Origin of the sequence: Mycolicibacter terrae, assembly GCF_010727125.1 — a bacterium.
GTDB classification, from domain to species: Bacteria; Actinomycetota; Actinomycetes; order Mycobacteriales; family Mycobacteriaceae; genus Mycobacterium; species Mycobacterium terrae.
This window is the reverse complement of sequence record NZ_AP022564.1, coordinates 3396382-3408551: the sequence shown is the minus strand read 5'-3', so window position 1 is coordinate 3408551 and position 12170 is coordinate 3396382. Positions and strand designations below refer to the sequence as shown.

Here is a 12170-nt window from a genome sequence, read left to right as displayed (position 1 = left end):
AGCTTCGCTGGTGATGGTCGACCGTCAGGCCCGCCCGGCACTGCTGGAGCACGTCCAGACGGCGGGCCCGCTCGCCGGTCGTCGCGTCGAACACACTCAGGGCGGTGATAAGCCGGCGGCTGGGGTGTTCACCAGAAGCGGGTCGGGCTCGGCGGACATCTTGAGTAGGCCGCGTACCCCGCGGATCACCAGCGGCCAGGTACGCGGATCGCGCAGGTTGAGCCCGCCGAGGAGCTGCTTCAGCATCGACAAGGTGTCGAAGTAGATCCGCTCGGCGATCAGGTTCTCGTTCTCGTCGAAGACGAAGTAGGCCGTCATCCGGGTGCGGTGCCGCGATCCGGTGGCCGGAATACCGCCCAGCGGACCCAAATGTGTTCCTAGGAGCCAGAACTCGACAATCACCGCGTCGGCACTGTGCCGCAGCGCGATGATCTCGTGGTCCTGGTCAGGGAAGGCGACTCGGGTATCGCGATAGTAAGCGCGGACGTCGGTGTCACCGTCGTGCACGGTCAGAGTCGGAATGATCTCGTAGTGCGGGTGGGGGAACGTGGCCAGCACGTCGTCCCAGTCCTGGCGGACCTCGTCATGGAAGTGGTCGAGGACGAGCTTCTCGCGCGCCCGCAGCACGTCCGCGGGCGGAATGGCGAAGCGGTCGGTCATGACGTCCTCCAGATCACTGATTCGCCCGGCTGTGCATCCGATCGTGCCCGTGCGTCCAGCCGTTTTCGGCCAGAATGAACCTGATCGCTCGGGTACGCCGTCAAAATCGGGGAAGGACACCACTCATGAAAGTCGCGGTTGCCGGCGGAACCGGCAAGACCGGGCGCAAGGTCGTCGACCATCTCCGCAACCAGGGACACCGGCCGGTGATACTCGCCCGCGCGCACGGGGTCGACCTACTGCAAAACACCGGCCTCGACACCGCACTCGACGGCGTCGAGGCCATCATCGATGTCACCGATTTCGCGACCATGAACGCCACAAAGGCACAGGCCTCCTTCGGTGCAGCGACCACCAACCTGCTGGCCGCCGCCGAGCGTGCCGGAGTCCGCCACCACGTCGCGCTGTCGATCATCGGCATCGACCGGGCCACCACCGGCTACTACCAAGGCAAGTTGCGCCAAGAGGAAATGGTGAAGGCCGGCCCCGTGCCGTGGACCATCCTGCGGGCCGCCCAATTCCACGAATTCGCCGGCCAAGTGCTCGCGCAGGTGCCGGGCCCGGTCGCGCTGGTCCCGAAAATGCGCTCGCAACCCATCGCTGTCGACGAAGTCGCCGCGCACCTGGCCGGCCTGGCCGCTGGTGAGCCCCAGCACATGGCGCCAGAACTCGCCGGCCCCCGCGTGGAGTCGGTCGTCGATATGGCCCGGCAGTTGATCCGGCGGCGTGCAGAGCACCGCCTGGTCATTCCGCTGCGGCTGCCCGGCGCGGCCGGAAAGGCCATGGCCACTGGCGCACTGCTGCCCACCGAGCCCGGCCCGAGGGGCCGGCAAACCTTTGCCGAGTGGCTGGACGCGCTCACACCGGACGGCAGGTGACCGGCCGGATGTCACAAACTCGTTCGCCGCGTCGTCAGGTGAGTATGAAACCCATCGTGCATCGCATATGTCTGATCTTCCTGACGATCGTCGGAGTCGGCGTCGGAGGGTGGGCGTACTTCGCCCCGCTGAATTGGTACAACACGTTTCCCGGTCTGGGGATGACCTGGCTGCCGGTGCTCGGCCCTTACAACGAGCACTTCGTCAAGGATGTCGGTTCCATGTACCTGGGGCTGGCGGCCCTCAGCGCCCTGGCGCTGTATTACGTGGGCAACCGCGCCGTCGTGGTGGTCACCGCGATCTGCGTGTCGGTTTTCAACATGCTGCACCTGATCTACCACCTCGGCATGTTGCACATGTACGGCCCGCGTGACGCGGTACTCAACGTAGTCGCCCTCAGCCTGGTCCTGGTGGCGTCGCTGCTGTTGCTGGTGCCCGCCCGCAGTCGCGACGGGGGATAGCTCCCCGACCCGGGCACCGCCGCGCCAAAGCTGAGCGAGACCGGTCGGCGACGTGCTTCACTACGCCATAGGACCGCGCCCATTTCGGGCGAACGCATCAGGAGCCCCCACATGACATTTGACTACGACGTGGTGGTGATCGGTTCGGGATTCGGCGGCAGCGTAGCGGCACTACGTCTCACCGAGAAGGGCTACCGCGTCGGTGTGCTGGACATGGGCCGGCGGTGGGCGCCCACCGATTTCCCGCCCAACAACTGGCACGTCCGCAAGGCCATGTGGGCACCGAAACTGGGCTGCTACGGCCCGCAACGCCTCACCGTGCTCGGCAAGACGTTCATCGCCAGCGCAGTCGGCGTAGGCGGTGGGTCGCTGATCTACGGCAACACCCTCTATGAACCGTTGGAGCGGTTCTACACCGATCCGCAGTGGGCGCACATCACCGACTGGAAATCCGAGCTGGCGCCGTACTACGAACAGGCCCGGCGGATGCTCGGGGTGACGCCCACCCCGCACACCACCCCGGCCGACGAGGTGTTGCTGGCGGTGGCCCGTGACCTCGGTGTCGAGGACACCTACCACCCCACCAACGTCGGGGTGTTCTTCGGCGATGAGCCCGGCAAGACCGTCGACGACCCGTTCTTCGGCGGCGCCGGGCCGGCTCGCACCGGCTGCATCGCGTGCGCGCAATGCTTCACCGGCTGCCCGCACAACGCCAAGAACACCACCGAGACCAACTACCTGTATCTGGCCGAACACGCCGGCGCCCGGATCCATCCACTGACCATGGTCACCGACGTGCGACCGCGCGACGGCGGTTATGTCGTCAGCACGGAGCGCACCGGCCGGTGGTTTCGCAAGCACAAACAGGACTTCACCGCGCGCCAGGTGGTCTTCGCCGCGGCCTCGCTGGCCACCCAGCGGCTGCTGCACAAGCTGCGCGACACCGGATCACTGCCGCATCTCTCGCCGCGGTTGGGGGAGTTGACCCGCACCAACTCCGAAGAGGTGCCGGTGGTGCTGGCGCCCGACCGGGACGATTTCGCCCAGGGGGTGGCGATCACCTCGTCGATCCACCCGGAGGCCAACACCCATGTCGAGGTGTGCCGCTACGGCAAGGGATCCAACCTGCTCTCGATGATGGGCACCCATCTGATCGACGGCGGCCCATGGCGTTTCGCCCGGTTGCTGCTGACCATCATGCGGCACCCGGGGCTGCTGCTGCGCAGCATGTTCCCGCGCGGCGCCTCGGAGCATTCGATCATCATCCTGGTGATGCAGTCACTGGACAACTCGCTGACCACCTATCGCAAGCGCGGCCTGTTCGGCACCAGGATGACCACCAAGCAGGGGGGCGGGGAGCCGAATCCGGACTGGATCCCGGTCGCCCACGATGTCGCGCGCCGGATGGCCGAAAAGGTGGGTGGGTTCGCCGGTGGCACCTACCTCGACGCACTCAATATCCCGCTGACCGCGCACTTCATCGGCGGCTGCCCGATCGGTGAGTCCGCGCAGAGCGGTGTCATCGACCCGTATCAGCGGGCCTACGGACATCCCGGAGTCCACGTCGTCGACGGGTCGGCGATCACCGCCAACCTGGGTGTCAACCCCTCGTTCACCATCACCGCGCAAGCCGAACGCGCCGTGGCGTTTTGGCCCAACAACGGCGAGCCGGACCCCCGCCCGCCGCTCGGAGAACCCTACCGGCGCATCGCGCCGGTGTTTCCCCAACACCCGACGGTGCCCGGGCACGCCCCCGGCGCGCTGCGGTTGCCGCTCTCGCCGGCCTGACGCATCGGTCGCTGACCGAACGGAGCCGAGATGACCGGCTTACCCGGCACTCCCATTGACTGACCGAATAATTTGGTGGCCGAACGGGTACCCGGCTCCCGGCTGCAATTGGTGCGCCGGGGAGGGCCACCGTGTGGGTCCGGATGAGCGGAGGCCGTAAATGAGTGGAATCTTCGCGATGGCGAGCGCTGCTCTGCAGGGCGTCGGCTCCCTGGTCGGGTTCCGGAACGGAACCGAGGAACCTTCCTACACGGTCGAACAGCGCACTCGTGATGTGGAGATTCGCCGCTATGGCGAGCGAATCGTCGCTGAGACGATTGTTACCGGTGACGAGGAAGCGGCTCGCAATATTGGGTTTCGGCGGCTGGCCGGATACATCTTCGGCGGCAATCACTCCCGAACGAAGTTCGCGATGACTGCACCGGTCGCCCAAGGCACTGCCTCCCCGGCGGGCGAGCGGATCGCGATGGCCTCTCCGGTGGCCCAACAATCCGCCGTCCCGGGACAATGGGTAATCCGCTTCTTCATGCCGGCCGGCATCACCCTGGAATCACTGCCGGACCCCGACAACTCGGCTGTGCGGCTGGTGCGCTTGCCTGCTGAAACCGTCGCGGTACACACCTTCGCCGGTGATCGCGGTCGTCGTGCTGTGGAAGCACACAGCGTGCAGCTGTTGAACGCCTTGGAGGAATTGGCTTTCCAGCCGGCCGGCGCGCCGCAGGCATGGTTCTACGACCCGCCGTGGACCATTCCGTTGTTTCGCCGCAACGAGATTGCGGTACCTGTCACGAAAAATAATTGACCCCAGGGAGTCACGTGCAGATTTCTACCTTGCTGGGCACCGGTTCGGCGGTGGTCTGGCCAACGCTGTAGGCCGACATCGCCACCGTGCTGTCCGGACACATTGCGGTACTCAATCGCCGCCCGTAGCGGAACGGCCCAACAGATGCCGCAGCAACGGTTCGAGGTCGGGCATGCGGAACCGGTGTCCCGCATCGTGCAGCCGCTCGGGCAGTACTCGCTGGCTCGCGCAGGCGAGTTCACGTGCACCTTGGTCGCCTAGTAGCAGTCGTGGCCCCAGCCGTGGGACGGGCAGGAGGGTGGGCCGGCGCAGCACCCGACCGAGTGTCTTGGTGTACTCGCTGTTGCGCACCGGATCCGGCGCGACGGCATTGACGGCGCCGCGAAGTCCGGTGTCCCACAGGGCGCGATGGTAGATGTCGACCAGGTCGTCGATCCCGATCCACGACAGCCACTGTCTGCCGTCGCCGAGCCGGCCACCCAACCCGGCGGAGAACAGCGGCCGCATCAGGCGCAGTGTCCCGCCTCGCGGTGATTGCACAATGCCGGTGCGGATCCGAACAACCCGCTGCCCGGACTGCTCAGCCGGGGCGAGCGCGTCTTCCCAGTCGGCGACGACCTCGGCGAGAAATCCGTCCCCGCGTTGACTGTCTTCGGTGAGGACTTCGTCGCCGCGGTCATAGCCGTAGTAGCCGACCGCCGATGCGCAGACCAGGGCCGTGGGTTCGCCGGCCTTTCGGGCCACCAACTCGGCGAGCTTGCGGGTCGGCCCGATTCTGCTGTCACGGATCGCACGGCGGTGCTCGGCGGTGAACCGTCCCGCGATCGAGGTGCCGGCCAGGTGAATCACCGCATCGACACCGGCCAACAGATTGCGATCGGGAGCGTCGGGGTTCCACTGCCGCTCGCCGGGATGGCCTGTCGCATGTCGCACCAGGCGGATCACCCGATGGCCCCCGGTGCTCAAGAACGCGGTCAGGGCCGAACCGACGAGCCCCGATGACCCGCTGACCGCTACCGTCATCGGCCCCAGGCCATGTTCTTCGGCGCGCTGGTGGGCGGCGAGATCGTCGGCGAGCTGGCGGTGCCGGTAGATGAACATCGGCCGCAGCATCGACTCGGGTATTGCGGTGTCGACCGTGTCGGTCACGCGCGTTCTGCCGCCACCGAGATCGTCGAACTCGTGGGTGTGCCGCCACTTCAGCGCCAACCGGGTCGGTAGTGACGCCAGGCTGCGGCCCCCGAGCGCATCGACGAAACGCCGCGGCGGGTCGTAGCCGGCCACCTGGTGTTCGGCGACCCAGCGAAGCCCGCCCGGAAGGGCCAGTTCGGCCGTGCCGTCGCGCAGCGAGCCGGCTTCGGCGATCAGATGCATCGGCTGCCACGGCGGGCTCAACCGAGTGAACGCACCCGGCCTCTCGTGCCAGGCGAAGACTTCCGCCTGCGGCGCCGCCACCGTGCTGGAGAAAACCACACCCATGCGTCGACGTTACCGGGAGAAACCTGCTGTCAGCGGGCCGCCGTCAGGCCTGCGTACCGGGCCAGGTGCCGGTCGCGGGAACCGAACTGGTACTCGATCGCGGTGAGCCGTTTGAAGTAGTGCCCGATCGCCAGCTCCTCGGTCATGCCCATCGCGCCGTGGGTCTGAACCGCGCTCTGCCCGATGAACCGGGCGGCACGAGCGACCGTCGCCTTGGCCGCCGATACCGCCCGGGCGCGTTCCCGCGGGTCCGCATCGAGCTTCATGATCGCCAGGTGCTGTGCGGCGACGGCCTGTTCGAGCTCCAGGTACATGTCCACCATCCGATGCTGCAACACCTGGAACGTGGAGATGGGCTGGCCGAACTGCTGACGCTGCTTGGTGTAGTCGACCGTGTCGGCCAGCACCCGTCGCAGGCAGCCCACCGCCTCGGACACGATCGCCGCGGTTGCCACATCAACGGTGTGCTCCAACGCCGGCCATGCCTGGTCCTCGGTGCCCAACAGCGCGTCAGCGGGCAGACGTAGACCGTCGAGCACCAGGTCGGCGGCGCGACGGTCGTCGATGGTGCGCATCGACTCCACGCCGAGACCCGGTGTCGCGGCATCGAGTTCGAACAGGAACAGCGAGATGCCGGTGGTGTCGCGCTGGGCACCCGAGGTCCGCGCGGTCACCAGCAGGTGGGTGGCGATCGGTGCTGCGGCCACCGCGATCTTGGCGCCGTCGAGCACCCAGTGGTCGCCGTCGCGGCGCGCGGTGGTGGCCACGTCGTGCCAAGTGCCCGCCGATGCGGGCTCCTCGGCGGCCACCGCAACGACGGCCTCCCCGAGAGCGATTCGCTCCAAGAGCTGTTCGGCCCGCGGGCCGCCGGCGCGTTGCAGCAGCCCGCCGGCGACAACGACGGTCTCCACGAACGGCTCGATCACCAGGGCATGCCCGAGCGCCTCGGTGATGATCATCAGCTCGACCGCGCCACCACCGAGCCCCCCGACACTCTCGGGCAGAGTCGCGCCCAGGATGCCGAGATCTTCGGCGAAGGCACGCCAGATGTGCGGCTGCCAGCCGGCACCCGTTTTGGCCGCAGCCCGGCTCTTCTCCAAGTCGTAGCGTTCGGCGAGGAACTTGGCGACGGTGATGCGCAGCAGTTCCTGTTCGTCGGTGAACGAGAAGTCCATCTATAACCCCAATGCTGCTTTGGCCAGAATGTTGCGTTGGATCTCGTTGCTTCCGGCGTAAATCGAGCCGGCGCGATCGTTGAAGTAGCGCAGTGGGGCCACCGCCTGCCACGGCTGGCCGCTGACGTAGCCGCTTTCCGGCGCGACGAAGTCGGGCACCGGTCCACCGGGCATGGTCGCGTGCGGCTGGTAGACCCGGCCGCGCGGGCCGGCCGCCTCCAGCGCCAGTTCGGTGATGGTCTGGCTCAGCTCGGTGCCCAGGATCTTCAGCATCGAGGCAGCCGGGCCCGGGTTGTGGCCCTTGGCCAGCGCGGCGATGGTGCGGAATTCCAGGATCTCCAAGATATCGGTGCGAACCCGGACATCGGCCAGCCGCAGCCGGAATCCCGGATCCTCGGCCAGCGGGGTGCCATCCGGACCGGGTTGTCCCGCGGCCTGTTCGGCGACCGCGTCGGCCCATACCTGCAGCATCGGGGCCATCGCACCACCCCGCTCGAAGTTGAGCAGGTATTTCGCGACGGTCCACCCGTCGTCGATCCGGCCCAGCACGTTGGCCTTCGGCACCCGCACCGAGTCGAAGAACACCTGGTTCTGCACTTCCTCGCCGGAGGTCATGACCAGCGGCCGGACCTCGATACCCGGAGTGGTCATGTCGATCAGCACGAAGGTGATGCCTTCCTGCTTCTTCCCGGTGCGCGACGTGCGGACCAGACAGAAAATCCAGTTGGCTTGCACGGCGTGGGTCGTCCAGATCTTGCTGCCGGTGCACACCAGCTCATCCCCGTCATCCACCGCCGCCATGGACAGGGAGGCCAGATCCGAACCGGACTCCGGCTCGGAGTAGCCCTGGCAGAAGAACACCTCACCGGTGAGGATCCGCGGCAGGAACCAGTCCTTCTGCTCGTCGGTACCGAAGCCGATGATCGCGTGGGCCACCATCCTGATCCCCATCGGGGACAGCATCGGCGCGCCGGCCAGCGCGCATTCACGACTGAAGATGTAGTGCTGCAACGGCGTCCAGTCACAGCCGCCGTATTCGACCGGCCACGCCGGTGCGGCCCAACCCCGTTCGTGCAGGATCTCCTGCCAGCGCATGCTCGCCTCATGATCGGCGTACACGCTGGTCATCAGCTGCCCGGCACGACGCAGGTCCGGGGTCAGGTGCTCATCGAGGAACGCGCGAACCTCGTCGCGGAAAGCTGCCTCTTCGGCCGACCAATCCAGATCCACTGCCACTCCTAGGCGTAGGTCTTGCGCAACAGCGGTTTGATCACCTTACCGCTGGCATTGCGGGGCAACTCGTCTACCAGCACGAGATCCTTCGGGTGTTTGTAGCGGGCGAGTCGCTCATTGAGAAAGGGCTCCAGGTCGGTCAGCGTCAGTGACTCCGCAGCGGCGGCTACGGCGTCCAAGACCACAATGGCCACCGGGACCTCACCCCACCGGTCGTCGGCACGACCGATCACGGCCGCCTCCCGAATCGCCGGGTGCTCGAACAGCACGTTCTCCACCTCGGCGCAGTAGATGTTCTCTCCGCCGGAGATGATCATGTCTTTTTTGCGGTCGACGACGTAGACGAATCCCTCGTCGTCGACTCGCACCAGGTCACCGGAGTGGAACCAGTCACCGGCGAACGCCTCGGCGGTGGCCTCCGGCTTGTTCCAGTAGCCCTGCATCATCGTCGGTCCGCGATAGACGATCTCGCCGATCTCGCCGGGGGGCACGTCGTTCATGTCGTCGTCGACCACCCGCGCCGCGATGGTCGGGATCACCTTGCCCACCGAGCCGAGTTTGCGGATGGCGTCGGCGCCGTTGAGTACGCAGGTGATCGGCGACATCTCGGTCTGGCCGAACACCGCCACGTTGAGGGCGTCCGGGAACGTCTCCGCCATCGCCCGCAGCACGGTGTCCGACGCCGGTGCGGCGCCCCAACTGATCACCTCCAGGGCCAGATCCCGTTGCCGCACAGTCGGGTCCGCGCAGATCAGCTGCCACTGCGCCGGAACCAGGAAGACCGAGGTGGCCCGTTCGCGCTCCCAGGCGTCAAGGGTCTCCGCGGCGTTGAACGCCCCGAGTGGGTGAATCACCGTCTTGGTGCCGACCACCAGGTTGGGCGCGATGCTGCCCAGACCGGCGATGTGGAACAGCGGTGCGGCGCAGAAATATACGCTCTCCGGGCTGGTGTGCAGGGCCTGGATGCAGGTCAGGGCTTGGGCCTGCAGGTTCGAATGGGAGAGTATGGCGCCCTTGGGGCTGCCCGTGGTGCCCGACGTGTACATGATCAACGCCGGGGTGTCTTCGCGGACATCGGCGCCCGGATGCGGTGCTCCCGGTTCGGTGATCAGCGACTCGTAGTCGTCGCCGAGTACGACGGCGACATCAAGCCCGACGGTGTTCTTGCGCACCGCGTCGATCAGCGGTGCGAGCAGCTGGTCGGTGATGACGCCCTTGGCGCCGCTGTCGGAGACGATGTAGCTGATCTCGGGGTCGGTGAGACGGAAATTGACCGGCACCGCGATGGCGCCCAGGGCGTTGATCGCCAACACCGACTCGATGTACTCGGTGTGGTTGAGCATCACGACGAGAACGCGATCACCGAAGGAGATCCCGCGGCGGAACAGTGCTGCGGCGAGCCGTTCTGAGCGGTCATGCAACTGGCGCCAGGTGGTATCGATGCCACGACAGCGAAATGCCACCGCATCGGGGCGCATTTCGGCGTGGATCGCCACCTGGTTCATCCAGTGGTTGCGTCGGGAACGCAGTGGCTGGCCGGTCATTCGGCGAACACCGCCTTTCGTTTCTGCAGCATCGCCGTGGCGCCTTCGATGAAGTCCGGCGAGCTCAACAGCTCCACCTGGCCGGCCTTCTCCCGGGCCAGTGCGGCGCCGAGCGAGGCGAGGTTGGTGGCGTTGAGGGCTTGTTTGGTCAATTCCAGAGCACGACGCGGTCCGTGGGACAGCTTCTCGGTGGCCTCGCGCACCTTGGTGTCCAATTCAGCGTCGGCCAGCACCGCGTTGATCAGGCCGGCATCGCGGGCGGCTGTGGCCGGAAGGCGCTCCCCGAGCAGCGCCATCTCGTTGGCCAGTGCTCGCCCGGCGGCCGCGGCGATCAGGGCGGTGGTGCCGCCGTCGGGCATCAACCCGATGTTGGTGAACGACAGCAGGAAATAGGCGCGCTCGGCGGCGTAGACCAGGTCGGCGGCCAGCGCGATCCCCACCCCGACACCGGCTGCCGGGCCGTTGACCCGAGCGATCACCGGTACCGGCGTTTCGGCGATCGCCGTCACCAGCCGCGCGGCGCAGTCCATCACCTCTTCGGGGGTGACCTCGCCGGCGGTGGCGGACAGGTCGGCTCCGGTGCAGAACGCCTTGCCTTCGCCGGTGATGACGATCGCCCGCACCGAGGGATCGCCGGCAGCTTCGGTGAACACGTCGCCAAGGCCCGCCATGGTGGCGTAGTCGATCGCGTTGAGTCGCTCGGGATTGGTCAGGGTGATGTTGAGTACCCGACCATCGCGCGCGGCGGTGAGCTTGGGGGAGGTGGTGCACTCGGACATGGTCAGCCCCACGCCTGGAGTGAACGGATCTGCAACGCGAGCTCCTCTGTGGATGGGAATGTAAATTGTGGTTAACTTATGGGGTGCCGGGCGGAACTGTCAACAACGCGGGACGGCCAGTGTCGACCGGCGGTGGATCCGCGGCCACAACCGCGGTGCGGCGTCGGCCCAAGGACCGCAAGGTCCAGATCGTGCGGGCCGCGGCGCGGGCCTTCAGCGACCGCGGCTATCACGGGGTCGGTGTCGATGAGATCGCCGCCGAAGTCGGCATCTCGGGGCCGGCCCTCTACCGGCACTTCGCCAACAAGTACGCGCTGCTGGTCGCGACGGCCGAGTACGCCGTGCAGACATTGCTGACCGCCGCCCGTAGCGCTGACGACCCGGGCCGCCCCGCACCCGAACGGCTGCGCGCGATCATCGACCTGCTGATCGAGACCACCATCGGGACGCGACATGAGGGCGCGTTCTACCGGTGGGAGCGGCGCTACCTGCAGCCGGCGGACCGCAAGCGCATCCGGGAAAGCTACGACGCGCTGAACGCCGCCATCGCCGAACCGCTGGTCGCCATGCGCCCCGGGCTGCCCGCTGCGGACGCCACGATCCTGGCCGTCGCGGCGCTGAGCGTCATCGGCAGTATCTCGGCGCACCGCACCCGCCTGGCCGCGCCGGCGCTGCACGCGCTGTTGGGCGACCTGTGCTGGTCGGTGTTGACCACCGAGTTGCCTCCGGCGCCGCGTCATGCCGCGCCGCGGCGATCCGAGCGCGGCCTGCCCAGCACCTCCAAACGGGAGCGGCTGCTCACCGAAGCCATCCGGGTGTTCGGGCAGCGCGGGTTCTATGAGGCCAGTATCGAGGAGATCGGCAGTGCCGCCGGTTTGAACGGCTCCAGTGCCTACCGCTACTACCCGAGCAAGGCCGCTCTGCTCGCCGCCGCGTTCCAGCGGGCCGGCGACCGGGTGTTACTGGTGATCACCGATGCCCTGGCCGAGTCGAGCAACCCGCGTGAGGCAGCCACCCGCATCGCTGAGCGCTACACCGCGCTGTCGTTCGCCGCGCCCGACCTGATCAACATCTACTTCGCCGAGTTCGCGAACCTGCCCGAACGCGACCGGGTCCACCTGCGCGGGTTGCAGCGGCAGAACGTCAACGAATGGGCCCACCTGCTCTGTCAGGTCGGGTCGGCCGAGACCGAGGCCGTCTTCCGGGTCCACGCGGCACTTGCCGTCGTCGTCGATATAGGACGCCTGGTTAACTTCGACGACACCGGGGAGCAACGCTGCCGGGTCAACACCTTGATGACCGCCGTGCTTTTCGGCGGCGAGCACCGGTAAGTCGACGCCTGGCAACGGGCCTGGCCGGGCCGTTGCGGTG

At 67.2% G+C, this 12170-nt stretch carries 11 protein-coding genes; 5 read left to right on the top strand and 6 right to left on the bottom strand.

Features of this window, described 5'->3' with window-relative positions:
- Window positions 1-96: 96 nt before the first annotated feature.
- Window positions 97-660, bottom strand: coding sequence for an ester cyclase (locus G6N23_RS16115; RefSeq protein WP_085261204.1), 564 nt, complete (start codon window positions 658-660; stop codon window positions 97-99).
- A 125-nt stretch (window positions 661-785) separates the two neighbouring features.
- Here G6N23_RS16115 and G6N23_RS16110 point away from each other — a divergent pair, with 125 nt between their 5' ends.
- The 4 genes from G6N23_RS16110 to G6N23_RS16095 all read left to right on the top strand — a co-directional run bounded on the left by G6N23_RS16110 (window position 786) and on the right by G6N23_RS16095 (window position 4589).
- Window positions 786-1538 carry an SDR family oxidoreductase gene (locus G6N23_RS16110; protein ID WP_085261203.1) on the top strand — a complete coding sequence of 251 codons (753 nt, stop codon included), beginning with the start codon at window positions 786-788 and terminating at the stop codon, window positions 1536-1538.
- Between the two features lie 44 nt (window positions 1539-1582).
- The gene (locus tag G6N23_RS16105; RefSeq protein ID WP_085261202.1) at window positions 1583-1999 is read left to right on the top strand and encodes a hypothetical protein; all 417 of its coding nucleotides are present in this window, start codon (window positions 1583-1585) and stop codon (window positions 1997-1999) included.
- 111 nt (window positions 2000-2110) lie between these two features.
- Complete coding sequence (locus G6N23_RS16100) at window positions 2111-3787, top strand: GMC oxidoreductase (RefSeq protein ID WP_085261201.1); 1677 nt, start codon at window positions 2111-2113, stop codon at window positions 3785-3787.
- Window positions 3788-3947: 160 nt separating this feature from the next.
- The gene (locus G6N23_RS16095; protein ID WP_085261200.1) at window positions 3948-4589 is read left to right on the top strand and encodes an SOUL family heme-binding protein; all 642 of its coding nucleotides are present in this window, start codon (window positions 3948-3950) and stop codon (window positions 4587-4589) included.
- 111 nt (window positions 4590-4700) lie between these two features.
- Here the strand turns inward: G6N23_RS16095 and G6N23_RS16090 are convergent, their stop codons facing one another.
- From G6N23_RS16090 to G6N23_RS16070, 5 genes are read right to left on the bottom strand one after another with little or no spacing between them, the layout of a single operon-like run.
- Window positions 4701-6068 carry a TIGR01777 family oxidoreductase gene (locus tag G6N23_RS16090; protein ID WP_085261199.1) on the bottom strand — a complete coding sequence of 456 codons (1368 nt, stop codon included), beginning with the start codon at window positions 6066-6068 and terminating at the stop codon, window positions 4701-4703.
- A 29-nt stretch (window positions 6069-6097) separates the two neighbouring features.
- A complete protein-coding gene (locus tag G6N23_RS16085) occupies window positions 6098-7243 on the bottom strand; it encodes an acyl-CoA dehydrogenase family protein (RefSeq protein WP_085261198.1) in 1146 nt (381 codons plus the stop codon).
- On the bottom strand, window positions 7244-8473 hold the full coding sequence (locus G6N23_RS16080) for an acyl-CoA dehydrogenase family protein (protein ID WP_085261209.1): 1230 nt from the start codon (window positions 8471-8473) through the stop codon (window positions 7244-7246). It lies immediately after the preceding gene.
- A gap of 8 nt (window positions 8474-8481) precedes the next feature.
- Complete coding sequence (fadD5, locus tag G6N23_RS16075; RefSeq protein ID WP_085261197.1) at window positions 8482-10020, bottom strand: fatty-acid--CoA ligase FadD5; 1539 nt, start codon at window positions 10018-10020, stop codon at window positions 8482-8484.
- Window positions 10017-10799 carry an enoyl-CoA hydratase gene (locus G6N23_RS16070; RefSeq protein ID WP_085261208.1) on the bottom strand — a complete coding sequence of 261 codons (783 nt, stop codon included), beginning with the start codon at window positions 10797-10799 and terminating at the stop codon, window positions 10017-10019. Before G6N23_RS16070 ends, fadD5 begins: the two co-directional genes overlap by 4 nt.
- A gap of 119 nt (window positions 10800-10918) precedes the next feature.
- On the opposite strand from G6N23_RS16070, the gene G6N23_RS16065 reads away from it, so the two are divergent.
- Window positions 10919-12130 carry a TetR/AcrR family transcriptional regulator gene (locus G6N23_RS16065; RefSeq protein WP_165758703.1) on the top strand — a complete coding sequence of 404 codons (1212 nt, stop codon included), beginning with the start codon at window positions 10919-10921 and terminating at the stop codon, window positions 12128-12130.
- Window positions 12131-12170 lie beyond the last annotated feature (40 nt).